The 24,483-nt window shown below is 70.8% G+C and carries 25 protein-coding genes; 12 read left to right on the top strand and 13 right to left on the bottom strand.

Annotated features, from left to right (window positions below):
- Positions 1-97: 97 nt before the first annotated feature.
- From metG to N5096_RS04655, 7 genes are all read right to left on the bottom strand, one after another.
- Positions 98-2,299: a methionine--tRNA ligase gene (gene metG / locus N5096_RS04685; RefSeq protein ID WP_267663169.1), complete on the bottom strand. Its 2,202-nt coding sequence runs from the start codon at positions 2,297-2,299 to the stop codon at positions 98-100.
- A gap of 98 nt (positions 2,300-2,397) precedes the next feature.
- Positions 2,398-3,306: a thiamine-phosphate synthase family protein gene (locus tag N5096_RS04680; RefSeq protein ID WP_267663168.1), complete on the bottom strand. Its 909-nt coding sequence runs from the start codon at positions 3,304-3,306 to the stop codon at positions 2,398-2,400.
- The gene (gene dcd, locus N5096_RS04675) at positions 3,303-3,932 is read right to left on the bottom strand and encodes a dCTP deaminase (RefSeq protein ID WP_267663167.1); all 630 of its coding nucleotides are present in this window, start codon (positions 3,930-3,932) and stop codon (positions 3,303-3,305) included. The genes N5096_RS04680 and dcd overlap by 4 nt, the downstream gene beginning before the upstream one ends.
- A 161-nt stretch (positions 3,933-4,093) precedes the next feature.
- Positions 4,094-4,729, bottom strand: a complete 636-nt coding sequence (locus N5096_RS04670) for an NfeD family protein (RefSeq protein ID WP_267663166.1) — start codon at positions 4,727-4,729, stop codon at positions 4,094-4,096.
- A 75-nt stretch (positions 4,730-4,804) separates the two neighbouring features.
- Entirely contained in the window at positions 4,805-5,098 is a 294-nt protein-coding gene (locus N5096_RS04665) for a DUF7312 domain-containing protein (protein WP_267663165.1), read from the bottom strand.
- 84 nt (positions 5,099-5,182) lie between these two features.
- The gene (gene pyk, locus N5096_RS04660; protein ID WP_267663164.1) at positions 5,183-6,940 is read right to left on the bottom strand and encodes a pyruvate kinase; all 1,758 of its coding nucleotides are present in this window, start codon (positions 6,938-6,940) and stop codon (positions 5,183-5,185) included.
- A gap of 358 nt (positions 6,941-7,298) precedes the next feature.
- Complete coding sequence (locus N5096_RS04655) at positions 7,299-8,234, bottom strand: sulfide-dependent adenosine diphosphate thiazole synthase (RefSeq protein WP_267663163.1); 936 nt, start codon at positions 8,232-8,234, stop codon at positions 7,299-7,301.
- 585 nt (positions 8,235-8,819) lie between these two features.
- Between N5096_RS04655 and N5096_RS04650 the strand changes: the two genes are divergently transcribed.
- The 7 genes from N5096_RS04650 (at position 8,820) to N5096_RS04620 (ending at position 11,057) form a co-directional block, all read left to right on the top strand.
- Positions 8,820-9,086 (top strand): eL43 family ribosomal protein, encoded by a 267-nt coding sequence (locus tag N5096_RS04650; protein WP_267663162.1) that lies wholly within the window; start codon positions 8,820-8,822, stop codon positions 9,084-9,086.
- Between the two features lie 4 nt (positions 9,087-9,090).
- On the top strand, positions 9,091-9,225 hold the full coding sequence (locus N5096_RS04645) for a DNA-directed RNA polymerase subunit P (protein ID WP_008849123.1): 135 nt from the start codon (positions 9,091-9,093) through the stop codon (positions 9,223-9,225).
- A 16-nt stretch (positions 9,226-9,241) separates the two neighbouring features.
- Positions 9,242-9,505 carry a KEOPS complex subunit Pcc1 gene (locus N5096_RS04640; RefSeq protein WP_267663161.1) on the top strand — a complete coding sequence of 88 codons (264 nt, stop codon included), beginning with the start codon at positions 9,242-9,244 and terminating at the stop codon, positions 9,503-9,505.
- A 115-nt stretch (positions 9,506-9,620) separates the two neighbouring features.
- The gene (locus N5096_RS04635) at positions 9,621-10,007 is read left to right on the top strand and encodes a prefoldin subunit beta (RefSeq protein WP_267663208.1); all 387 of its coding nucleotides are present in this window, start codon (positions 9,621-9,623) and stop codon (positions 10,005-10,007) included.
- 7 nt (positions 10,008-10,014) lie between these two features.
- Entirely contained in the window at positions 10,015-10,257 is a 243-nt protein-coding gene (locus N5096_RS04630; protein ID WP_267663160.1) for a DUF3194 domain-containing protein, read from the top strand.
- Between the two features lie 152 nt (positions 10,258-10,409).
- Positions 10,410-10,607 carry an HVO_0649 family zinc finger protein gene (locus N5096_RS04625; RefSeq protein ID WP_267663159.1) on the top strand — a complete coding sequence of 66 codons (198 nt, stop codon included), beginning with the start codon at positions 10,410-10,412 and terminating at the stop codon, positions 10,605-10,607.
- A 24-nt stretch (positions 10,608-10,631) separates the two neighbouring features.
- Positions 10,632-11,057 carry a universal stress protein gene (locus N5096_RS04620; protein ID WP_267663158.1) on the top strand — a complete coding sequence of 142 codons (426 nt, stop codon included), beginning with the start codon at positions 10,632-10,634 and terminating at the stop codon, positions 11,055-11,057.
- 7 nt (positions 11,058-11,064) lie between these two features.
- On the opposite strand, the gene N5096_RS04615 is transcribed toward N5096_RS04620, so the two are convergent.
- The 5 genes from N5096_RS04615 to N5096_RS04595 form a co-directional block, all read right to left on the bottom strand.
- On the bottom strand, positions 11,065-11,619 hold the full coding sequence (locus N5096_RS04615) for a GMP synthase subunit A (RefSeq protein ID WP_267663157.1): 555 nt from the start codon (positions 11,617-11,619) through the stop codon (positions 11,065-11,067).
- 123 nt (positions 11,620-11,742) lie between these two features.
- Positions 11,743-13,278: a tRNA pseudouridine(13) synthase TruD gene (gene truD / locus N5096_RS04610; RefSeq protein WP_267663156.1), complete on the bottom strand. Its 1,536-nt coding sequence runs from the start codon at positions 13,276-13,278 to the stop codon at positions 11,743-11,745.
- The gene (pth2, locus tag N5096_RS04605) at positions 13,279-13,617 is read right to left on the bottom strand and encodes a peptidyl-tRNA hydrolase Pth2 (RefSeq protein WP_267663155.1); all 339 of its coding nucleotides are present in this window, start codon (positions 13,615-13,617) and stop codon (positions 13,279-13,281) included.
- Positions 13,618-13,734: 117 nt separating this feature from the next.
- Positions 13,735-14,535: a bacteriorhodopsin gene (locus tag N5096_RS04600; RefSeq protein ID WP_267663154.1), complete on the bottom strand. Its 801-nt coding sequence runs from the start codon at positions 14,533-14,535 to the stop codon at positions 13,735-13,737.
- 199 nt (positions 14,536-14,734) lie between these two features.
- Positions 14,735-16,258, bottom strand: coding sequence for a phytoene desaturase family protein (locus N5096_RS04595; protein WP_267663153.1), 1,524 nt, complete (start codon positions 16,256-16,258; stop codon positions 14,735-14,737).
- 136 nt (positions 16,259-16,394) lie between these two features.
- Here N5096_RS04595 and N5096_RS04590 point away from each other — a divergent pair, with 136 nt between their 5' ends.
- From N5096_RS04590 to N5096_RS04570, 5 genes are all read left to right on the top strand, one after another.
- Positions 16,395-17,132 carry a helix-turn-helix domain-containing protein gene (locus tag N5096_RS04590; protein WP_267663152.1) on the top strand — a complete coding sequence of 246 codons (738 nt, stop codon included), beginning with the start codon at positions 16,395-16,397 and terminating at the stop codon, positions 17,130-17,132.
- A gap of 106 nt (positions 17,133-17,238) precedes the next feature.
- Positions 17,239-17,667, top strand: a complete 429-nt coding sequence (locus tag N5096_RS04585; protein WP_267663151.1) for a plastocyanin/azurin family copper-binding protein — start codon at positions 17,239-17,241, stop codon at positions 17,665-17,667.
- 88 nt (positions 17,668-17,755) lie between these two features.
- The gene (locus N5096_RS04580) at positions 17,756-18,595 is read left to right on the top strand and encodes a sulfite exporter TauE/SafE family protein (protein ID WP_267663150.1); all 840 of its coding nucleotides are present in this window, start codon (positions 17,756-17,758) and stop codon (positions 18,593-18,595) included.
- The gene (locus N5096_RS04575) at positions 18,592-21,147 is read left to right on the top strand and encodes a heavy metal translocating P-type ATPase (RefSeq protein ID WP_267663149.1); all 2,556 of its coding nucleotides are present in this window, start codon (positions 18,592-18,594) and stop codon (positions 21,145-21,147) included. Before N5096_RS04580 ends, N5096_RS04575 begins: the two co-directional genes overlap by 4 nt.
- A 127-nt stretch (positions 21,148-21,274) precedes the next feature.
- A complete protein-coding gene (locus N5096_RS04570) occupies positions 21,275-22,060 on the top strand; it encodes an aldo/keto reductase (RefSeq protein ID WP_267663207.1) in 786 nt (261 codons plus the stop codon).
- A 452-nt stretch (positions 22,061-22,512) separates the two neighbouring features.
- Here the strand turns inward: N5096_RS04570 and N5096_RS04565 are convergent, their stop codons facing one another.
- The gene (locus N5096_RS04565; RefSeq protein ID WP_267663148.1) at positions 22,513-24,429 is read right to left on the bottom strand and encodes a S9 family peptidase; all 1,917 of its coding nucleotides are present in this window, start codon (positions 24,427-24,429) and stop codon (positions 22,513-22,515) included.
- Positions 24,430-24,483: the final 54 nt, after the last annotated feature.

Here is a 24,483-nt window from a genome sequence, read left to right as displayed (position 1 = left end):
CGGTGCGTCCAGGCATTCGGTGCGTCTCGGCGTTCGATGCGTCCGGACGCCCGGTGCGTGGCGCCGCCGGCGCACTCGATCGGGCCCCGACCGCCTCTCACTTCACCTTCGTCCCCGGGCCGGCGTCCTCGTGGGTGGTGAGGAGGTCGGCCTCGTCGCCGGCGGCGAGCACCATCCCGTTCGACTCCACGCCGAACAGCTCCGCCTTCTCCATGTTCGCGAGCACGACGACCTTCGTGTCGGGGAGGTTGTCGACGTCGTGGAGCTGTTTCAGTCCCGCGACGATCGTCCGGGCCTCGGCGCCGAGGTCGACACGGAGCTTCAGGAGGTCGTCGGCGCCCTCGATCCCCTCGGCCTCCTCGATCCGGCCGATCCGGATGTCCAGTTCCTGGAAGTCGTCGAAGCTGATCCGGTCGTCGCTGAGGGGCTCGATGTCGGTCATGTCGGTGTCGTCGGTCGCCTCGTCGTCGGTCGCCTCGTCGTCGGTCGCGTCGTCGGCCGATTCCTCTCCGCTCTCGTCGCCGTCGGCGTCCCCGGCGTCACCCTCGTCGCTCGCCTCCGCCTCGGCGACCCGCGACTCCAGCTTCTCGTTTAACGCCTCGACGCGCTCGTCTTCGATCTGCTCGAACAGCTCGGTCGGCTCGGCGAGGTCGCCCGCCGGCCCCTCGCGGGCGGCGTCGACGGTGACCTCGTGGACCGAGTCGTCCTCGCCGAGCTGGGCCCACAGGCGCTCGCACTTCTCGGGGGCGATCGGCTCGAAGAGGACCGCGATCGCCTTCGCGATCGCGACGCAGTCGTGGATGACCTGCGCGGCCTCCTCGGGGTCCTCGTCGACGAGGTTCCACGGCTCGCTGCGCTGGATGTACTCGTTGCCGAAGCGCGCGAGGTCGGTGACGGCGTCGCCGAGCGCGCGCACGGAGTAGTCGTTGACCGCGGCCTCGACGTCGTCGATCGCCTCCTCGATCCGCGCGTCGACCTCGTCGCTCGTCGCGTCCGCGATCGGCGCGTCGTCGTAGTTGCGGTGGGCGAACAGCAGGGAGCGGTAGAGGAAGTTGCCGACGGTGCCCACTAGCTCGGTGTTGACGCGGTCGCGGAACTTCTCCCACGAGAAGTCGACGTCCTGCTGGAAGCCGCCGTTGGTCGCGAGGTAGTAGCGCAGCGGGTCGGGGTGGAACCCCTCGTCGAGGTACTCGTCGGCCCAGACGGCGCGGTCGCGGCTCGTGGAGAATCCCTTCCCGCCGAGGGTGACGAAGCCGCTCGCCATCACCGCGCGGGGTTCGGCGTGGTCGGTCGCCTCCAGCATCGCGGGCCAGAAGATCGTGTGATGCTGGATGATGTCGCGGCCGATCACGTGGACGACCTCGCCGCCCTCGGGGTGATCGTCGCTCGCGCCCGCCTTCCACGCGGCCTCCCAGTCGAAGGCGTCGGCGCCGACGCGGTCGGAGTACTGCTTCGTCGAAGAGATGTACTCGATCGGGGCGTCCACCCAGACGTATAAGACGAGGTCGTGGTCGGCGGTTTCACCGCCTCCCCGAGGCGACTCCGTCGCCTCGCCACCCGGATAGTCGATCCCCCAGTCCATGTCGCGGGTGATACACCAGTCCTGGAGCCCCTGCTCGATCCACTCGCGGGGCTGGTTCCGGGCGTTCGAGGTGCCCTCCAGCCGGTCGAGGAAGCCGGAGAGATACTCCGAGAACTCCGAGACCGCGAAGAACTTGTGGGTGCGCTCGCGGTATTCGGCGGGGTTGCCGGTGATCGTCGACTCGGGGTCCTCGACCTCGCCGGGTTCGAGGTGGCGCTGGCACCCCTCGTCGCACTCGTCGCCGCGGGCGTGAGCCCCGCAGTACGGGCAGGTCCCCTCGACGTAGCGGTCGGGGAGGTACTGGTCGTCGACGGGGTCGTACGCGACCATGATCTCCTTCTCGTAGACGTGGCCGGCCTCGTCGAGGTCGCGGACGAGCCCCTGGGTGACCGCGGTGTTCGTCTCGTCGTGGGTGTGACCGTAGTTGTCGAACTCGACGTTGAACTTCGGGAACGTCGCGGCGTACCGCTCGTGCCAGTCGAGCGCGAAGTCCTCCGGGGAGACGCCCTCCTGCTCGGCGTTGACCGCGACGGGCGTCCCGTGCATGTCCGAGCCGGAGACGAAGGCGGTCTCTTGGCCGAGTCGTTCGAGCGCGCGGCTGTACACGTCGCCGCCGACGTAGGTGCGGAGGTGACCGATGTGGAGGTCGCCGTTGGCGTACGGCAGCCCACAGGTCACCACCGCCGGGTCGTCCGTGGGGAAGTCGTCGTGGCTCATGTGGTGTGTGTCTCGAGTTATCGTGGATACGGGCCTAAAGCCCGCTGGTTCGGGGCCGTCGAGGGGTGCGCCCAAGGCCGGCCGGGGACCGCCGATGACTACAGCAGACCGCGGACGACCCGCGCCGCCTCGGCCGCGGTGGGCGCGAGGACGTAGACGATCGGCTCGACGCCGACGGCGCCCGTCTGGTAGAGGACGAGGGCGTCGTCGCCGGTCAAGCGCTCCGCGTCCGCGACCGCGTCGGCGACCGCCTCGGCCGTCGAGCGCTCGGCGTCGAACTCGACGGTTGGGTGCGATCCCCCGAGGGCCTCGACCGTCTCGGGGTCATACCGGAGGTTGACCGCGCCCCGGACGTCCGCGCCCGCCTCGCGCGCCGCGAGCAGGACCGTCGCGACGTGCTCGCTCACCCCGAACTCGGGCTCGCCGGGGACCATCGCCCGCCCCTTCACGTCGACGAGGCGGCCGGGGACCGCGGCGACGCCGTCGATTGTTCGGGCGTCGTCGAGGCACTCGGCGACGTTGGCGCCGACGTTCGGGATGAGGCCGGCGAACCCGGAGGCGTTCGTCAGGGTCCGGAGCCCGCGCCGCACCGAGCCGAGGACGCGCTCGCGTTCGCGGAGCCCACTGTCCGGGTCGTGAACCGAGAACTCCAGGTCGGCGTCCGCGAGCGCCGGCATCGCCGCCTCGTGGAGGTCCGCGAGGAGGTCGCCCTCCTCCAACCGCCGGATCAGCACCTCGATCTCGACGAGCGCGGCGACCGGGCTCAGGTCGCCGGCGGCGAGCCCCTCGCCCACGCGGTCGACCAGGTCGCGGACGCGGTCGTCGTCGACGATTCGCTCGTGGCGCGCCACGTCGCCGTGGGCGTACTTCGAGACCGCCGACTGCGAGATCCCGAGGGCGTCGGCGACCTCCCGCTGGGTGAAGCCGCGGTCGCGGAGGTCCTCTGCCAGCATCGAGCGGACCGTGGGGAGGAACTCGTCGACGACGACCTCCTCGATGAACTTCATGGGCTGTCCTCCGCGGCGGTCTCGCTCGGGTCGCTCGCCGCGTCGTCGCCGTCGAACTCCGGATCGTCGCCGATCCGGGACGCCTGCGGACCGTCCTGGTCTTGATACTTCGAGTCCCGATCGGTCCCGTACGGGCGGTTCGCGGGGGACTTGAGCTCCGTGAAGATGAGCTGCGAGACGCGCATCCCGGGCGAGAGCGCGACGGGCGCGGCGCCGAGGTTCGAGAGTTCGAGCGTGATCTGGCCCTTATACCCGGGGTCGACGATCCCCGCGGTGGCGTGGATGACGATCGCGAGCCGCCCGAGCGACGAGCGCCCCTGCACGGTCGCGAGCAGGTCCGAGGGGACCTCGACGCGCTCTGTCGTCGTCCCGAGGACGAAGTCGCCGGGGTGGAGGATGAACTCGTCGCCCTCCGCCACGGTCGTCTCCGTGACGTACTCGCCGACCTCGTCGGCCTCGGTCGGGTGGATACAGGGGATGTTGGTGCGCTGGAACTCCAGGAAGCGCTCGCCGAGCCGCAGGTCGACGCTCGCGGGCTGGACCTGCTGGTCGATGTCGTCCAAGGGCTCGACCACGAGGTCCCCCTCCGCGAGGCGGTCGAGGATGTCCGCGTCCGACAGGATCATGTCGGGAGACGGAGCCCGCTCGGCTTAAAAACTCCCGAATGCGGCGGCGGGCACTCCGGGGTCGTCGGGGCCGCGGGCCCGACCGCGGAGGGCAGAGCCGGGGCGTCCGCGATGCCGAACAGGCGTCTCGTCCGTCCGAGCCGCGGATTCCCCGGGCGGGGTCACTCGCGTTCGGTCTCGGTCTCCGCGTCGGTCTCGACCCCGAAATCCTCCCCGCCGGGGGACTCGGCGGCCTCCTTCTGGGCGCGGTCGGCCGCGAGCTCCCTGTCGATGTCGTCCTCAACGTACCCCATCGACTGGACGGTGACGACGTTGCCGCCGCCGGGGTCGACGACCATCACCTCCTCGCCCTCCTCGATCGTCCCCTCGATCGAGCGCGCGGAGTAGTTGGGGTTGAAGCCGGCGCCGGAGAGCTTCACCTCGCCGTCGGAGTCGGTCACCGGCTCAGTGACGGTGCCGGTCTTCCCCTTCAGCGAGTCGCTGTCGCTCGTCTGCTGTTGGCCCTTCCCGCCGTACAGGTCGAACTCGTGGTAGCCGTAGAAGGCGGCCGCGCCGAAAACGAGCGTGAGGACCGCCATGACCACGGTCAGTCCGGCACCGGCGACGAGCGGCGCGAGGAGGAGCCCACCGAGCCCCGCCCCGATCAGCGCGATGCCGACGACGATGAAGTTCGCGCCCGGCGCGAGCGCCTCCGCCATCGAGAGCAGCAGGCCGGCGGTCAACAGCAGGAGGGGGAGCGTGTCCGGTCCGATCAGCCCGGACTGGAGGAGCGGTCCGAGTCCCGAGAGCAGATCCATGTCCGGACGTACGGCCGCGTCGGTATAAGTGGTGGTACGAGCGCCGGCGAGAGCGGTGAGGCGAGCGTCGACGCCTCAGAACCCGAACAGCAGCACGCCGACCGTGACCGCGACACCGAGGGCGACGAGCGCGGCGTTTTCCGCGTCGATCGAGCCCGGCTCGATCGGTTCGTCCTCGGGAGTGGCAGTGTCCTCCGTGACGCCGTCCGGCCCGACGTCGTCGACGGCGAAGCGCCACTGACGCTCGTCGTCGCCGTCCGCGTCCCGGGACTCGTTCGCCCGGCTCCGCGTGTTGCCGCCGGCGTCGACGTCGTCGGCGTCGATATCATCGACGTCGGCGGTGTCACCGACGTCGTCGTCGCTGGACATACCTCTCGGTAGGCGCGTCGTGGGTAAATGGCTGGCGGGTAGGGTTCGGTGGGAAGGCGAGCGTGCGATTCGCGAGAACGCGAGCTACCGCTTCCGGGCCGGCGCGATCACGTCGCCGTCGTAGACGATGCCGCGCTCGCCGTCGAGCGTGATCACGGTCCCGTCGGCGACACCTCCGGGGAGCGTCGCACCGGAGACCATCGGAACGCCCAGTTCGCGGGCGACGACCGCGGGGTAGCCGGTCATCCCCTCCCGGGCGTCGACGATCCCGGCGAGCGCGCCGAGGTCGCCGGAGAACTCCCCCTCGAAGTCGGAGCCGAGCGCGACGATCGATCCCTCGGGAATCTCCGTTAGGTCGCCGTCGTCGGTCCGGAAGACGGGCGCCGCGATCCGTCCTGCGACGGCCGCTTTCCCGGTCACCAGCGTTTCGGCCGCAACGTGGACTTTCAGCGTGTTGGTCGTGTTCGTTCCCTCCAACTCGGTCAGCATCCCGGAGAGCACGACGAGCGTGTCGCCCGAGGAGGCGCCGCCGGTGTCGAGCGCGGCGTCGACCGCGTTGTCGAGGATCGCCTCCATGTCGCGGGCGTACTCCGTCAGGACGGGGCGGACCCCCCACGAGAGCGCGAGCTGCCGCCGGACCCGGTCGTTCGGGGTCGTCGCGACCACGGGAACGCCCGGTCGGAACATCGCGGTCTTGCGGGCCGTGAAGCCGGACTCGGAGACCGCGACCACGGTGGAGGCGCCGATGTCGCGGGCGAGGTAGCGCGCCGAGCGCGCCAGCGCCTCGGTCCGGGACCCCTCCGCGGCGGTCGGGACGCGCTGCTCGCGCGTTTCGGCGTACTCGTCGCTGGACTCGATCTCGCGGACGATCCGGTCCATGGTCTCCACGACGTTGACGGGGTCGTCGCCGATCGCGGTCTCGCCGGAGAGCATCACCGCGTCGGTGCCGTCGAGGACCGCGTTGGCGACGTCGGAGGCTTCGGCGCGGGTGGGGCGGCGGGAGTGGACCATCGAGTCGAGCATCTCCGTCGCGGTGATGACGGGGACGCCCGCGTTGACGCACGTCCGGATGATCCGCTTTTGAATGACCGGGACGTCCTCCAGCGGGCACTCGACGCCGAGGTCGCCGCGCGCGACCATCACGCCGTCCGCGGCGTCGACGATACCGTCGAGGTTCTCGACCGCGCCGGCCCGCTCGATCTTCGCGATGACGGGGATGTCGTCGCCCCCGCGCTCCTCCAGCTCGTCGGCGATCTGGTAGACGTCGGCGGCGTTGCGCACGAAGGAGGCCGCGACGAAGTCGGCGTTCGCCCTGACCGCCAGGTCGAGTTCGGCCTCGTCCGCGGGCGTGATCAGGTCGACGTCGATGGCGACGCCCGGGAGGTTAACTCCCTTCCGCGAGCTGAGCTTCCCGCCGGAGACGACGGTGGCGACGACCGACTCGCCGTCGACGCGCTCGACGCGGCACTCGATCCGACCGTCGTCGAGGAGGATCGTGTCGCCCGGCCCCGCGGCCGCGATGGAGTGGGTGAGCCCCACACGCTCGGGGGTGGCGTCGTCGCCCTCCGCGAACGTGACCTCGGAGCCCGTCGGGAGCGAGATCGGCTCCTCGAGCTCGGCGGTGCGGACCTCCGGTCCCTGCAGGTCGACCATCACCGCCAGCGGGTCGTCGATCTCGTCGTCGACCTCGCGGGCACGTTCGATGACTTTCTCGCGGTGGGCCGTCGTCCCGTGGCTGGCGTTCAGCCGGACGACGGACATCCCCGCCTCGGCGAGGCGGCGGATCGTGTCCCGCTCGTCCGAGGCGGGGCCGATCGTACAGACGATCTTGGCGTTTCGCATACCGCCGGCTTCGATACACCGCCGCAAAAAGGCACACGGTTGAGTCGCGATCGAGTGAACGTTCGTGATAATCTCTCGAACGACTCGGGCGTGGCCCCGAAGTCGAGAGTCGTGACGACCTTTGTTTATAAACGAACGAGGCGGTGGCGCGTGCCTGCGAGCGGCCGCCGAAGGCGGCCGTGACTCAGTACCGCGCGAGGGACGCGGTGAGCGCTCGGAGAGCGCGAACCGCGAGGCTGTGGAGGTGTGAGGCTGCGGTTGCTGTGCCGGCTGGGGCTTTGGCGGTGTTCGCCGCCGATCCGTTCTCAGCTATTTATAAATAAACGACCGGAGGCCCGACGATCTCCCGGTCGGCCTCTCAGTCGTCGGCAGGGGCGGGCGCGTCACCCGCGGAGAGCTGGACCGCGGGCTCGTCGACGCCGAGCTCGTCGAGCGCGGACTGCGCGGCGCGCTTCCCGGAGACGAGCATGGCGCCGAACGTCGGACCCATCCGCGGGAGCCCGTGGGCGGTCGCGACGGCCATCCCGGAGGCGATCAGCCCGTCGTGAACGACGCCGGTGTGCTCAACGACCTTGTCCTCGCTCTCGCCGACCCACATCGAGTCGTGCCCGGGCGAGTCGTGGCCGGGGGCGCCGTACTCGCCGTCGCCCGTCTGGTCCATCCCGGTGTTGTTCTCTTTCGCGTGCTCGATGCCCGGCGCCGAGAGGACGCCGCGCTCGTCGAGCTTGCTGATCGCGACCGCGTCGTGACCGGTCGCGTCGATCACGAGCTCGGACTCGACCGCGATCGGGTCGACGCAGGTGATCTCGCGCGGGAGCGCGTGGACCGGGGTCCAGTTCATCACGATCCCGCCGACGCGGTGGTCCTCGCGCACGACCAGGTCGGTGAACTCGGTCATATTCTGGACGCGCGCGCCGGCGTCGCAGGCCGCCTTGATCAGCCCGGAGCAGGCCTCCGGGCCGGCCGCCGTGTACAGGCCGTCCACGTCGTCGACCGGCTCGTAGTCCACGTCGAGGTCGTCGAGGATCTCCTGGGCGGGGTCCCGGACCGTCACCGTGTTCATCAGGAAGCCACCGAGCCAGAAGCCGCCGCCGAGGTAGTTGTTCTTCTCGACTATCATCACCTTCACGCCGCGCTCGGCCAGCTCCTTGGCGGCCATCAGCCCGGACGGCCCCCCGCCGAGAATGATAACCTCGGAGTCGGTGTAGTCGAGGAACCCGTCGGTCCACTCGTTGCCGATTGCCTTCGTCACGTCCGTCTCGCTCACGTCGCTGAAGCCGTCGAATCCGTGCATACAACTTGGTAGTATTACTTGGTTGTGAAAGGCGTTGCGGTCGATACGCGGTGGACGCCCACAGCCCTCCAGCCGCTCACTAATAAGGGGATACCGTTGTACCAACCGTGAGCGCTCATAAAGCCCCAGCCGCTCGCTCATACGCCGATGAGACCGGATCGACGGCGAACCACTCCAAAGCCCCAGCCGCGAGGACTCGCGCGGCTTGTCGCGCTCCTCGCTCAGTCGCTGACGCTCCCTCGCTGCGGTGCTTACTACGCCGTGCTTCGTCCTCGCGACTGCCCCTTTGAGTCCCACCCACCCGCACCGCGACCGCACCTCACGCCTCCCCAGCCTCGCGGTTCGCGCTCTCCGAGCGCTCACCGCGTCCCTCGCGCGTGCGTCTCGCGGCCACCGGCCGCTCGACGGCACACGCCACCGCACCGTCTATTTATAAATAAATGTCGCCGTCGAGATCGAATATTTAAATGCCGTATCGCTGTCGAAACGGCGCGATTCCGCGTCCGGGGTCGGTCGGATCGCCGTCTCCCGTGACGCCCCCGACTCGTAGCCTTTTTACGCGCGCTGGCGGTAGACGGATGCACTATGGCTGAGGACAAGGCACGAAGCACCGGTAGTGCGGGCCGATTCGGCGCTCGCTACGGCCGGGTTTCCCGGAAGCGCGTCCAGGACATCGAAGCGGAGATGCAGAACGCTACCGTCGACGGCGACGACGTCACGCGCAAGGGCACAGGCATCTGGGTGAACGAGGAGACCGGGGAGACGTTCACGGGCGGCGCGTACCGCCCCGAGACCCCCGGCGGCCGCACCGTCCGCCGCTCCATCCGCGCCGCGCTCGCCGACGAGGAATAGGACGATGAGCTACAAGTGCTCCCGCTGTAAGCGCGACGTCACCCTCGACGAGTACGGCGGCGTGCGCTGCCCGTACTGCGGCCACCGCGTCCTCCTGAAGGAGCGCGGCGCCGACGTGAAGGAAGTCAACGTCGAGTAACGTCGGTTTCTCGACCGTGACGGCGTCCCGCGCACACGAGACCGTCCTCTCGTTCGCCTACCCCTCCGAGCGGCGCGCACGCCTCGTCGCCGACGCGCTCGGGCCCGAAATCGGCGAGATCGACGACGCCCGCTCGGCCGCGGCCGTCTCCCGCGACGGCGGCGCGGTCCGGGTGCGGGTGACCGCGGACGACCTCGTCGCCCTCCGCGCCGGGATCAACAGCTGGTCCCGGCTCGTTGAGGTCGCGGAGCGGGTCGGGAAAAGAGGCGGTCGGGAGTAGCGGTCTCCCCGGCGATATTCCGCCGTTTCGGGGCTGTGTCGGTCGAATCGGTCCCTGTCGGAGAAGTCGGGGGTTTTTCTGTCCGGGTCGCCTCTTATCGTCCATGCAAGGGAACATGCCGCCCGAGGCACAGGAGAAGATCGAGGAGCTGCAGGAGCTGCAGGAGACCGCACAGCAGGTCGCCGAGCAGAAGGAGCAGGCGGAGTCCGCGCTCAACGAGTCCAAGACGGCGCTCGACGCCCTCGAGGACGTCGACGAGGACGCCGGAATGTACCGCGAGATCGGCGAGGTCCTCGTGGAGACGGACTACGAGTCCGCCTACGACGACCTCGAGAACAAGGTCGACTCGCTGGAGGTCCGCGCCGAGCAGCTCCAGAAGCAGGAGGACCGCGTGGAAGAGCAGTTCGACGACCTTCAGGGCGAGCTGCAGCAGATGCTCCAGGGCGGCGCCGGCGGCGGCGGTCCGATGGGCCCGGGCGGTCCGGGCGCGGGCGGCGCGTAAGCGGTCGATGAGCGACGAGCCGGCGGACGACGAAGTGGTCCGCACCGCGGCCGAGGCCGCGGAGGGCGTCGTTTTCGCCCACTACGACCAGTCGGCGGTGACCGACCTTGACGTCACGGTGACGTTCGAGGAGGGCGTACTCGACGTCGACGTCTACCTGAACGCCCCCGACGACCCCGACCCCGACGCGGTCGCCCGCGAGGCGGCCGAGACCGCCGGCGAGGCGGTCGACGAGCTGTTCGCCGAGTAGGCGGCCGTTTTCTCCCGTTTTTGCGGTCGACGAATCCGACCGCCAGCCGACGGCTCGTTCTTGTCACCGAGAGTGTCGGTCACGGACGTGTGCGATGAGCGTCCCCCGCAGCATCAGTAATTATTAATCGTGTTATTGTATATTGGTACCGTATGTCACTGAGCCACGGCGGCAGGTCGGCGTTCGAGCGGCTCCGCGCGCGGCTGGGCGAGGGGTCGCACGCCTGTGAGGAGTGCGGGTTCGTCGACGACGCGAGCGAGTGGGAGGCGGCCACCTCCGGCGCGACCGTCGAGTACCGCCGCGAGTGCCCGAGCTGCGGGACGGAACACGTCCGGCGGTATCGGCTCTGAGGCGGGCGGGGAGGCTCGCCCCCGATGTACGACGAGGTCCTCTGTCCGACGGACGGGAGCCCGGGGAGCGACGCCGCCGTCGAGCACGCGTGTTACCTCGCCGAGCTCGCGGACGCGCGGATCCACGCGCTGTTCGTGGTCGACGAGACGATCGCGGGCGCCGACGGCTGGGACGTAGTCGTCGAGCGGGAGGAGGAGCGCGGCGAGCGCGCGCTCGACGCCGTCGCGGCGGCCGGCGAAGGACGCGAGGTCCCGGTCGAGCGACACCTCCGGCGGGGTCGCCCGCACGAGGAGATCCTGGACGCCGCGGACGACTACGAGGTCGACCTGATCGTGATGGGGACGCACGGGCGGACCGGCGTCGGTCGGTTCCTCGCGGCCGGGTCGGTCGCCGAGCGGGTCGTGCGACACAGCGAGGTCCCGGTGTTGACCGCGCGGCTGAAGCGGTGAGAAACTCCTACGCGGACTCGCAGATGTCGACGAAGTTCTCGAAGACCTCCTCGCCGCGCTCGGTGTGGGCGACTTCCGGGTGCCACTGCACGCCGTAGCGGTCGGTCTCGGGGTTCGACATCGCCTCGATGCCGCAGACGTCGGAGGTGGCGGCGCGGGTGAACCCCTCCGGGAGCTCTTTCACCTCGTCGGCGTGGGAGGCCCAGACGCGGGTCTCGGGCGCGAGCGACCCGACGAGGGGGTCCTCGTCGTCGACGATCTCCACGTCGACGTCGGCGTAGCCGCCGTAGTCGCCGCCGCCGACCGCGCCGCCGCACTCGGTCGCGATGAGCTGCATCCCGAGGCAGATCCCGAAGACGGGAACGTCCAAGTCGAGGTAGTCGGGCGCGTTGCCGACGCGGTCCATGTCGGGGCCGCCCGAGAGGACGATCCCGTCGGCCTCGACCTCGCCGGCCGGCGCGTCGGCGGAGACGATCTCGGTGTCGACGCCGATATCTCGGAGCGCGCGCCGTTCGAGGTGCGTGAACTGGCCGTGGAGGTCGATGACGACGATCCGGGTCATGGCCTCGATTGACGGCTCCCGCACAAAAGCGGCTCGGAACGGGTCGCAGTATCGTGGGGGTCTCGGCGTCTGGAACGGCTGTTCGATACACGAACGCGGATCAATTCGAGGTCGACGCCCCGATCAGAGGTCGAGCGGACCGCGCTTTGTGAACTCCCGGAGCAGCACGGTCGCGTACGAGCCGCTCGGGAGCGCGAACGCGAACCGCGGGTCGCCGTCGTCGAACGACGCGTCGAGGTCGGTCCGCAGGAGGATCGCCCGCCGGGTGCCAGACGAGTCGAACTCCCCCGGAAGCGCGAAGTCGCCCGGCTCGATCCCGGCGTCGGCGAGGACCTCGCGCTCGATCTCGCCGGGCTCGCCGCCGCCGAGCTCGGTCTCCGTGCCGACGAGCGGGGCGGTAACGAACGCCCGCCCGCGCTCGCAGTGCCGCGAGACGACCGACACGCGGTCGGCGTCGACGCGCTGGAGCCGGTCGGTGTCGGGCGCGTACAGCTCGTCGGGGGCGTCGCCGTCGGCGAAGCAGACGACGTCACCGGGGACGGGGCGGTCGAACGGGAGCCCCCGGTGGAGCCGCTCGCTGGCGATCCGGTTGAAGCAGAACGACTGCGCGGCGTTGACGAACAGCCGCTGGAGGTTCGACGGGACCGCCTCCAGCGCGTGCCACCAGTCCTCGTGATCGGGCGGCGCGTCGGGGTCGACGCCGCGGTCGGCGAGCCGGTGGACCATCGAGCGCTCGAACCTGAGCTTGCCGGGGATCGCGTCGAGGCAGGCGCTCCAGTCGCCGTCGCCGGTGCCGTCGGCCGCGGAGCGCTCGGCGTCGTCGACGTCGGCGGCCACCCCGCCGGTGACGCCTCCCTCGGCCGCGTCGGCGTCCACCCCGAACGCGGCGTCGACGCGGTCCCGCGCGGCCCGGGTGTCGTCCGGCTCCGTCGCCGCCGGGTTGCCCGCGTACAGCCGGACCGCTTCGCGCGGGTCGTTCCGGGCGACCGCGAGCCCGACGACGTGGGTGACGGGCCGGCGGCTGCCGAAGCGCTGCTGGCCGAAGTAGTTCGGGACGCCGACGGTCGCGTCGATCGCGGATCGGTCGGCGTCCGCGGAGGCACCGTCGCCCGCCGCCGACTCCGCGTCGTCGCCTTCGTCACCCGCGAACGCCCGGAGGTCACGCACCGCGTCCGCGACGCGGTCGGGCGCCTCGTCGGCCGCGTCGGCGACGCGGATCTCGAAGGCGTTGCCCGCGAGGTCGCCGAAGGAGAGCCGCCGGCCCGCCCGCCCGAGCGGTTCGATGTCGGCGCCGCGGATCTCGGGGAGGTCGTCGGGGTCGACCTCGCGGAGCGTGAACAGCTGCGTGGTGACCGCGCGCTTGTCCTTCGTGCCGGCCCAGGAGACGCGCTCGCGGCTGACGCCGAGCGCGTCGGAGATCCGGCGCGCGAAGTCGTTCGTGTCCCAGTCGCGCAGCGTGACGCGGACGACGAGCTCCGGGTAGCTCCCCGTGTCGACCCCCAGAGGCTCCGGCTCGAACGCCTCCAGCTCGCGGACCCGGAAATCCTCCGGGGAGTCGCGGAGTCGACCGCCGATCCCGTCGGCGCCGCTGACGTAGTAGTCGAGACCGACCGCGCGCTCGGTCGGATGGGCCTCGCGGAGGGGGCGTTGCGGGGCCATTCAGTACAGCGAGAGGTCGCCGGTCACGCGGTCGACGGTGTCGTCGCGGGCGGGGCCCACGGCGAGCGCGGTGACGGTCCCCGGCTCCAGCTGGGTGTGGCCCGCGTCCCGGACGATCGCGTACGGGAGCCCCTCCGTGTCGGCCTTGTCGGCCAGCGCGAACAGCTGGCTCTCGGAGTCGCCCTTCAACACGATCTTCTTCTGTCCCTCCCCCTGCCACTTCTTCCGGGCGCGCCGCCCCGCGTCCTGATACGCGGACAGCGAGGCGTGCGCGACCTGCGCGGCGAGCTTCCCCTCGCCCATGCCGATGTCCGTCCGGGCGACGATGGCCTGTTTCATGTCCCGTATCACCGCCGCCGCGGGTTTAGCGCTTGTCTCTTAGCCGCCGTGCCGGCGGCTGACGGGCGTCGGAGCCAGCGGAAAAGAGAGCGGTAAAGAGAGACCGCGACCGCGTCGTCAGTCGTCCGCCGAGACCGCGCCGCTGCGGGAGACCGAGCCGAGGCCGGCCGCCACGTCGGAGACCGTGCGCTCGTTATCGGCGACCCAGCGCAGGAGGAGGAACGCGAAGAGGTACTTCGCGATGATGTCCATCCCGCTGTAGGCCCACGAGGTGATCGCGACGTCGAGCACCGCGAGCCCCTCGGCGCCGAGCGCCCAGAAGATCGGGTAGCCGAGCCAGAGAACCACGGTGAGCACCTTTAGCGTGTTGAAGATCTCAGCGGTGCCGGCGATCTCGGCGTCCTCGGCCCACTCGGCGAGCAGGATGTAGAGGACGACGACGAAGAACGCGCAGCTGATGACGTACCAGACCCAGCGCAGCATGTAGGAAGACGTCGTCAGCGCGGCCGCGAGGCCCGTGACGCACATCCCGATATCGGCCGTGACGGCGGTGAACAGCTTCGTCATGTTCGAGCCGGCGAGTAGGCCGAGCGCGATGAGGATCATCGGCGTCGACAGCGCCCACGTGAGATACCGACCCCACGGGGTGAGCACCTCTTGACCGGCCAAGGCGTGTCCGGCCGGCATCTCGAGGAAGCTTACCGTGAGTCCGGAGATGAGCCCGGTGTAGCTGGAGATGGACACCAGCGGCACCATCATGGCGGCGACGAAGATGAGCTGTGCGCGCGGGTCCTCCAAGTTCCGCCCCATGTAGAGGAAGAGGAGGATCGACAGGCCGGCGAGGGCGATGTTGATCCAGAGCGACGAGGCCAGGAGCTGGTTGCTCTGAATGGCCTCGAAGATCTGGGTCTGCGTCATTTCGAGCGGGACTGTTCCGCTTGCGAGTAAATCAGCCGCTGCTGTTTCGATCATACGACGTTCATAACAACGTTGCATGGTAATTAAATCCACCAACCTGACGAGTAAGGGTATGTGAGATGGTTTCGGCCTCGGAGACGAGTGTTCGGAGCGGTCCGGCGCTCGAAGCGACCGCTCGACGGGCGGTATCGCGGCCCCCTCAGCGTCCGAGCGTCGGAATCCGGTCGAGACTCCCGCCCGCGACGTCGTCCGCGACCGCGTCGGCGCAGTGCTCGCCGCTCAGCAGGCACATCGGCACGCCGATCCCGGGGTTGCTGCTCCCGCCGACGTAGTAGAGGCGGTCGACCCCTCGGACTCGCGGGCCGGGCCGGAGCGGCCCCGTCTGCGTCGCGGTGTGCGCGAGGCCGAGCGCGCTCCCGCCCGGTCGGTCGAACCGCTCCGCGAACTCGGAGACGCAGGCCGACTCCTCGACGACGATCCGGTCGCGGAGGTCGGTTCCGGTGTACGACGCGACCGCGTCGAGGACGCGATCCCGGAACGCGGCCCTGCGGTCGGGCCCGTCGTCGAGTCCCGGCGCGAGCGGGACGAGCGTCACGACCGCCTCGTGGCCGTCGGGCGCGACCGACGGGTCGGTGCGCGAGGGCACGTTCACGTACACCGTCGGGTCCTCGGGCCACGCCGGGTCGTCGAAGATCGCGTCGAAGTGGGGCTTCCAGTCGGTGGGCAGCGCGAGCGTGTGGTGCGCGAATCCGTCGAGCGACCCCTCCACGCCGAGGTACAGCAGATACGCGCTCGGACCGTACGTCCGCCGGTCCCAGTAGCCGCCGAGCCGCGGCACCGCGCCGTCGGGGAGCAGCTCGCGCTCGACGTGTTCGGGCGGCGCGTTGCAGACGACCCGGTCGTGGACGTAGCGGTCGCCGCCCAGTTCGACGGCGATCCCGTCGGACTCCGGTTCGACGCCCGTGACGGCGACCCCTGTGTGGACGTCGGCCCCCCGCTCGGTCGCGACCGACTCGATTGCCTCGATAACCTCGTACATCCCGCCGAGCGGGTAGTACACCCCGAGCCCGAAGTCGACGTGGCTCATCAGCTGGTACAGCGCCGGGGTGTTGTACGGCGACCCGCCGAGGAAGACGAGGGTGTACTGGAGCAGCTGGCGGAGCTTCGGGTGTTCGACGTACGACCGCACGTGGTCGTCGAGCGTGTCGAGCAGGTCGAGCTTCCGGCCGCCGGCGAGGACGTCGGTCGACAGGTAGTCGCGGAGCCGCGATCGGCCCGGGAGCACGAACCGGTCCATCCCGACCTCGTAGGCCGTCTCGGCGTCGTCGAGGTACCGGCGGAAGGCGTCGCCCGCCCCCTCCTCGTACGACTCGAACAGCCCCGCGGCCGCGTCCGGGTCGGCGGGGACGTCGACCCGGTCCCCGTCGTCCCAGAACACGCGGTAGTGCGGGTCGAGCCGCTCCAGCTCGTAGAAGTCGCTCGGCTCGTGCCCGAACCGCTCGAAGAAGCGCTCGAACACGTCCGGCATGAGGTACCACGAGGGGCCGGTGTCGAACCGGAACCCGTCGCGTTCGAGCCGGCCCGCGACCCCGCCCACGCGCTCGTGGCGCTCGTACAGCGTCACCTCCGCCCCCTCGTCGGCGAGGTGCGCCGCCGCCGAGAGCCCGCCGACTCCGCCGCCCACGACACCGACTGAGACTCCGTCGAGCCCGCGCGTTGTCATCGTCGATCAGAGGGACCCCGGTCTCGTGAGTCGTGTCCATCCCACGACGGGACTTTATAAATCGAGCGAGGCGCGTCGGCCGGGGACGTACTCGTTCGGGACCGTTCTTTTACGGGTCCGTCGGCACGTTTCGAACATGTCGCAGGGGTCACGCCGCTCGTCGTCGCCCGACGATTCGACCGGCGTCGTCGCCGGGGACGCTCCCGACGGCGACGGCGGCGGCGAGGGCGCGATCGACGGGGCGCCCGCGGGCCGATCGGAGGGGGTCCGCGCTCGGCTCGCCGTCCGCGACCCGCCGCACGCGCCGGTCGCGGACGCGCTTCCCGACGGGGCGGTCGCCGCCGACGTGGAGCGCGTCCGGCTCGACGACGTCGTCGTCTCGGAGTTCCGTACCGACCGGGAGATCGGCGGGAGTCCCGTGTTCGCGGCCGACGGCGAGTACGTCTACCGGGTCCGGAGCCCCTCGACCGAGCCGTACCCCTGCCGCTCGATCGAGTCACTCGGACACCCGGTCTCCGACGTCACCGTCCGGACGAGCCCCGACCGGATCGTGCTCACGCTCTCCCTGCCCTCCGTGGACCCGATCGGCGAGATCGTCGAGACCGTCGAGGCCACCGGGGCGTCGGTCACGCTCGAGCGGCTCACCCGCTCTCGCGGGTCGGGAGATTGCGATCCGGTCGTGGTCGACCGGGGGCGGCTTACCGACCGACAGCGCGAGGTCGTCCGGACCGCCCAACGGCTCGGCTACTTCGAGTACCCGCGCGGGGCCGACGCGGAGGCGGTGGCGGCGGCCGTCGGGATCGCGCGGTCGACGTTCGCCGAGCACCTCTCGGCCGCGCAGCGACAGGTGTTCGACGAGCTCGTGGACCCGTGACGGCGGCGCGCGGAGAGCGGTCGGAGACGCCGGCGCCGACGGGGGGCGATTCCCGCCCGATGGGGGGAACCGCGGTATTGAAACACTCGAAGCCCCAATCCGCGGTATGCACCGCAGAGGGTTCCTCCGGCGGGTCGGCGCGGCCGGGATCGGGACCGGATCGGCCGTCGCCCTCGCCGGCTGTGCCGGCGTCGGCGGCGAGCCCGATTACGACGTGGGGATGGTCGCGTCGGCGTACCGACCCAAGGAGCTGACCGTGTCCGTGGGCGACACCGTCGTCTGGGAGAACACGAGCTCGCGGGCCCACACGGTCACCGCCTACGAGGGGGCGATCCCCGACGCGGCCGACTACTTCGCCTCCGGCGGCTACGACGACGAGGAGACGGCCCGGGACGCGTGGGAGTCCGACTTCGGCGGCGGCCTGGAGAGCGGCGACCGCTTCTCCCACACGTTCGAGGTCGCGGGCCGCTACGACTACGTCTGCGTCCCACACGAGACGGGCGGGATGTACGCGACCGTCTTCGTGGAGGAGTGACGTGGGTCGGTGTCGGGCCGAGACGTCGCCCTCGCTTCCGACGAAACCCATTACCGCCCGCGACGCCAAGATGCGGTAACCAACGCCCATGGACATCTCGACGCTGCTGGGGACTGACGTCCTGCTGTTCCTCGCCATCGGGCTGCTCGGCGGCGCCCACTGCATCGGCATGTGCGGCCCGCTCGTCACGGTGTACGCCGGCCGGATGCAAGAGGGGGGCGGCCGGACCGACGGCGGCGGGGCGGCGGGCGGCGCCGCGTCCGCGACCGCCGACCGCCCCGGGAGCCACCTGACCACCTACGAGGTCCGCCAGCACGCGCTGTTCAACCTGGGGCGCGCGACGAGCTACACCGTCATCGGCGCGGCGCTCGGCGCGCTCGGCGGGGTCGTCCTCGTCACGACGGCGACGCTGACGGGCGCGGCGGCGGTCGTCCGCGGCGTCGTCGGCCTCGGCGTCGGCGCGGCCGTGATCCTCGTCGGCGTCCGGTACGCGCTCGGCGGCGCGACCGGGGGGATCCACCTCCCGGGGCTCGAACGGGTCACCGGCTGGCTCACCGGCCACGTCGACCGGCTCGCGAACGGGCCCGGGATCGTCGGGCTCGGCGCGGTCCACGGGCTCCTCCCCTGTCCGATCCTCTACCCGGCGTACCTCTACGCGTTCGCCAGCGGCTCGGCGGTCAGCGGCGGGGTCGCGCTCGCGGCCTTGGGCATCGGCACGATGCCCGCGGTGTTCCTCTACGGCACCGTGATCGAGGGCGTCGACGCCGTCCACCGCCGCCGGGTCCACCGGCTGCTCGGCGTCGTCTTCGTCGCGCTCGGCTACGTCCTGTTCGCCCACGGGCTGATGTCGGTCGGGATCTCCGTGCCGCACCCGCGGCTCCCGTTCTGGAACCCGCTCGACGCCGGGATGGTGGGGGTATATAAATGAGCGCGCCCGACTGCACCCTCTGTGAGCTCCCGACCGACGGCGTCGACGTGGTCGACGACGAGGGCAACGAGTTCTGCTGTCCCGGCTGTCGGGACGTGTACGGCGCCCTCGGCGACGTCGACGTCGACGCCGACGCGGTGCGCGAGCGGCGTCACGCGGGCGAGGAGGGCGACGACAGCGGGGACGCGACCGACGACGTCCCCGCCGGCCACGAGGCGACGTTCCTGGAGGTCGACGGGATGCACTGCGCGACCTGCGAGGCGTTCATCGAGACGGTCGCCACCCGGACCGAGGGCGTCAGCGCCGCGAGCGCCAGCTACGTCACGGACACGGTGCGGATCGACCACGACCCGGACGGGGTCTCGACCGACGACCTCTCCGAGGCGGTGAGCGGGCTCGGCTACAGCGCGTACCCCCGCGACGACGCCTTCGCGCGCCGGCAGGCGGACAACATGGCGACGGCGCGGCTCGCGGCGGGCGTCATGGTCGGAATGGCGGTGATGCTGCAGTACATTGTCATCATTTACCCGACGTACTTCGCGTTCCCCTTTTATGACGAGCGCACGCTGGAGTACCTCAACCAGGCGATGTCGTCGTCGTCGGGGACGTACTTTTTCATCGTGATCGGAGTTCTGACGACGATCATCCTGCTGTTCACCGGCAAGCCGATACTGCGGGGGGCGTACGTCAGCGCGAAGACGCGGTCGCCGAACATGGACCTCCTCGTCGCCATTGCGGCGGTGAGCGCCTACGTCTACAGCACGCTCGCGGTGATATTCGTCGAGTCGCCGTCGATCTACTACGACGTGACCGTCGCGATCATCGTGATCGTCACCGTCGGCAACAGCTACGAGGACTCGGTCAAAAAGCGCGCGACCGAGCTCCTCTCCGACCTCACCGCGGTGCAGGTCGACAGCGCGCGGCGGCTGGTCGGCGGCGAGGACGACGACGGAGACGGGGCCGTCGCGGCCGGCGAGACGGAGGAAGTCGCCATCGACGCGCTCTCGCCCGGCGACCGTCTCCTCGTCCGGGCCGGCGAGCGCGTCCCGGTCGACGGCGACGTCGTCGCGGGCGACGCCGCGGTCGACGAGTCGGTCGTCACCGGCGAGTCGATGCCGGTCCGGAAGACGCCCGGCGACGAGGTGGTCGGCGGCTCCGTCGTCGCGGACGGCTCGCTCACGGTCGCGGTCGGGCCGGACGCGAGCTCCAGCCTCGACCGCGTCGCGGAGCTCGTCTGGGACCTCCAGAGCGGGAACCACGGCGTCCAGAAGCTCGCCGACCGGCTCGCGACCGTTTTCGTCCCCGTCGTCCTCGCGGTCGCGGTGGTCGCCGCCGCCGCGAACCTCGCGCTCGGCAACGGGGTCACGGAGGCGATGCTCGTCGGGCTCACGGTGCTCATCGTCTCGTGCCCCTGCGCGCTCGGGCTCGCGACCCCCCTCGCGGTCGCCGCGGGGATCCGCGACGCGCTCGAGCGCTCCATCGTGATCTTCGACGACACCGTGTTCGAGCGGGTCCGCGACGCGACGACGGTCGTCTTCGACAAGACGGGGACGCTGACCACCGGGGAGATGGAGGTGGTCTCCGCCGACGTCGACGACGACCTGCTCCGGCTCGCGGCCGCGCTGGAGGAGCGCTCGGCGCACCCGGTCGGCCGAGCCATCTCCGCGGCCCGGGCGAGCGCGAGCGAGGCACCGGGGGATACCGACGGGTCACCCGCTCCGGCCGCGGTCGCCGACGGGGGGACGACCGAGTCGGCGTCGCCCGCCGGCGAGCCCGGCGCCACCGCCGGAGGCGACCCCGGCGAGGCGCTCGCGGTCGAGGACTTCGAGAGCCACGCCCGCGGCGTCTCCGGGGTCGTCGCCGGCGTCGAGGTCGTCGTAGGGCACCCCGCCCTGTTCGACGAGCGCGGCTGGACGGTCCCGGACGCGATCCGGGAGGCGGTCGCGGAGGCGCGCGACGTGGGCCGCGTCCCCGTCGCCGTGGGTCGGGACGGCGCCGCCGAGGGCGTCGTCGTGGTCGGCGACGAGCTGCGCGAGGGGTGGGCGGAGACGGTGACCGCGCTCGACGACTCGGGCGTCGACGTCGTCGTCCTGACGGGCGACGACGAGCGCGCGGCAACCGTCTTCAGCGAGCACGACGCGGTCGCCTCGGTGTTCGCGGGCGTCCCGCCCGAGGGCAAAGCCGAGACGATCGAGCGGCTGAAGGCGAGCGGGCTGACGGTGATGGTCGGCGACGGGACCAACGACGCGCCCGCACTGGCCGCGGCCGACCTCGGGATCGCGCTCGGCGGCGGCACGGCGATGGCGGCCGACGCCGCCGACGTGGCGATCGTCGACGACGACCTGGGGTCGGTCGCGACCGTGTTCGAGCTCTCGCGGGCCGCAGGGCGGCGCGTGAAGGGAAACATCGGCTGGGCGTTCCTGTACAACGCGGCCGCCATCCCGCTCGCCGTGACGGGACTTTTAAACCCGCTCTTCGCCGCCGTCGCGATGGGCGCCTCGAGCCTGCTCGTCGTGACGAACTCCTCGCGGGCGTTGCTGAGCGACGACTGAGGCCGAGAGCGGAAGCCCACCGGGGGCGACGGGCGACGCGGCGACCGCAAGCGATTTTCCCCTCACGCGAGTAGCGTCGACCATGTCGAACCGAGAGCAGTCCTTCGACGTTCCGACCCGCGACGGGATGCCCGTCCTCGGGCTCGGCACGTGGGAGAACGACGCCCCCGCGCAGTGCACCGAGTCGGTGAAGACGGCCCTCGAAACCGGCTACCGCCACGTCGACACCGCGCAGATCTACGGCAACGAGGCCGCCGTCGGCGACGGGATCGCCGCGGCCGACGTCGACCGCGACGACGTCTTCCTCGCGACGAAGGTGTGGATCGACCAGCTCGCGCCCGAGGACGTGGTCGAGTCCACCCGGGAGAGCCTCGAGAAGCTCGGCACCGAGTACGTCGACCTGCTGTACGTCCACTGGCCGGCCGGCGCGTACGACCCCGCGGAGACGCTGCCCGCGTTCGCGGAGCTCCGCGACGACGGCCTGATCGACCGGATCGGCGTCTCGAACTTCGAGCCGCACCACCTCGACGCCGCGACCGACGCGCTCGGCGAGGCGCCGTTCGCGAACCAGGTCGAGATGCACCCGCTGCTCCGGCAGGCGGAGCTGCGCGAGTACGCCGCCGCCAACGGCGTCGAGCTCGTCGCCTACTCCCCGCTCGCTCGCGGTGAGGTCCTCGACGACCCGGCGATCACGCACATGGCCGAGAAGCACGGCGTCAGCCCCGCGCAGGTGAGCCTCGCGTGGCTCCGCGAGAAGGGCGTGACCGCCATCCCGAAGGCGACGGGCGAGGCCCACATCGCCGACAACTGGGCGAGCCTCGGGCTCGAACTCGACGACGAGGACGTCGAGGAGATCGACACCCTCGGCCGGACCGACCGCCAGCTGAACCCGGACTTCGGCCCGGACTGGTAAGCTCCGAGAAATCCCTTTTAAATAACTGCGGTGGCGCGTGCCTCCGAGGCCGCATCGCGGCCGAGGAGCGCGCGCGAGGGAGTCGGTCGCCCGGAGCAACGCGGAGGGCGACCGACGAGGCTGGGGAGGTTTGAGGTGCGGTTGCGGTGCTACGCGGGGCGGGGCTCAAAGGGGCAGCCGGGGGGACGAAGCACGACGACGTAAGCACTGCAGGGAGCGAGCGAAGTGAGCGACTGAAGCGCGCAGCGAGTCGCGCGAGTCCTCCCGGCTGGGGCTTTGGAAGCGTTCACCGCCGATCCGCGACCAGTTATTTATAAACAATCGGCTGGGGCTTTGGAAGCGTTCACCGCCGGTGCAGCGGCGGCTGTTTATAAATGGGCGACCGCAACCGCGACGAAAATCCCGATCACTACCACCCGCACCGATTTAAAAACCGGATCCGAGTATCCGTCCTACACGTGCTCGGCGAGGAAGTCCACGACCTCGCGGTACGCCTCGATGCGGTTCTCTAGCTTCGCGAAGCCGTGGCCCTCGTCGTCGAAGATCAGCTTCCGGACCGGGACGCCCTGCTCGCGCGCCTCCTCGACGATCTGCTCGGCCTCGCCCACGGGCACCCGCGGGTCGTTCGCGCCGTGGAGGACGAACAGCGGCGAGGCGATGTGCTCGATGTTGTTGATCGGCGAGATCGACTCCAGGAACTCCCGGTCCTCGTCGAGCGAGCCGTACTCGGCCTCCCGCAGCGACCGGCGCCAGTCGCCGGTGTTCTCGAGGAAGGTGACGAAGTTCGCGATGCCGACGACGTCGACGCCGGCGGCCCAGAGGTCGGGGTACTCGGTCAGCGCCGCGAGCACCATGAACCCGCCGTAGGAGCCGCCCATCGCGACGATGCGGTCGGGGTCGACCTCGGGGTGGTCGTGGAGCCACTCGACGCCGGCCTCGACGTCGGCGACCGAGTCCATCCGCTTTTCCACGTCGTCGAGCGCGGCGTACGCCTTGCCGTACCCGGAGGAGCCGCGGACGTTCGGCTCGAAGACGGCGTAGCCGTTGTTCAGCAGGTACTGCTTGACCGAGGCGAACGAAGGCCGGCGCTGGGACTCCGGCCCGCCGTGGATGTCCACGACGACGGGGTAGCCGCCTTCGGGCGGCTCCGTCTCCGGCACGGAGAAGAACGCGGGGATCTCCCGCCCGGCGCGAGACGACGTCTCGCTGGCCGACGAACGCCGTTCGTCGACGTCGAAGGTCGGATAGCCGACGAGCTCGGGCTCGACGAACGTGTCCGGCGGGATCCCGGCGGTCGAGGCCGCGGTCCAGCGCTCCGTCTCGCCGGTCGTCGCGTCGACGACGTAGGCGTTCGCGTTGCGGGCGCTCCCGGTCGCGGTGACCGCGAAGCGGTCGCCGTCCGGCCCGAAGCTCACGCCGCCGGCGACGCCATCGGGGAGGTCGGGAGCCGGGAACGGGTCGATTCGGTCGGGCTCGACGAGCTCGCCGACCGTGATCTCGGTGTAGCCGTCGACGTTCCGGGAGTAGACGACCCGTCGGGACTCCTCGTGGACCGCGACGCCGTCGACGTTCCAGCCGTCGTCGCCGCCGGGCTTCGGGGGGGAGTCGTCGGCCCCGCTCTTGTTGGTCTGCTCGGGGTCGTCCGCTCCGGACGCGACGACGGCGAAGTCGCCGGTCGCGAGGTGGAGCCGCTCCAAGCGCAGCGTGTCGCTGTCGCGGTCGGTGACGAGGTAGAGCGCCTTTCCGTCCGGTCCCCACTCCGGGCTGCCGTACCGGACGTCGCCCTCGTGAGGCGTGTGGTAGAAGCGGTCGCCGCTGTCGACGTCGAGGGTGTACACGTCGTGGTCGAACGAGGAGTGCGCCTCGTGGACGATCAGCCGGTCGTCGCTCGGCGACCAGCCCGCGACCGAGAGCCAGCCGTCGCCCTCGTACACCAGTTCGGCGTCGTCGCCGGTCGCGTCCCGCTCTTGGACGTACACGTCGAACACGGACTCGTCGCGCCGGTTCGAGGCGAACGCGAAGCGGTCGCCCTCGGAGTCCCAGCCGCCCCAGCGGTGCTTGGCTTCCGGGCGGCCGGTGAGGTCGGCGATCTCCCCGGACTCGTAGTTGAGCAGGTACAGCTGCGCGCGCTCGTTGCCGCCCTCGTCCATGCCGAAGACGGCCTCCGCGCGCTGGGGCGAGGAGTCCACGAACGAGACCGACTCCTCGAAGAACGTGTGCTGCTCGGGCCACCCGAGCGGCTCGTCGACCGACCACACCTGCCCGGTGCCGGTCGTGTTCAGCAGGAAGGAGAGCCGGCCGTCGGGGCCCAGGTCCGCGCCGCCGGCGCTGCGCACGTTGAGGTACCGCTCGATGTCGTATCGGTGCATGGGGTCCGATTCTGGCCGCGGTGGGAAATCGTTTCGGGGTGGGGGGCGACCCGC

It is taken from the genome of Halorubrum yunnanense (assembly GCF_026586675.1).
Lineage (GTDB): Archaea > Halobacteriota > Halobacteria > Halobacteriales > Haloferacaceae > Halorubrum > Halorubrum yunnanense.
The sequence above is the reverse complement of the archived record's forward strand: the minus strand, read 5'-3'. Positions and strand labels throughout refer to the sequence as shown.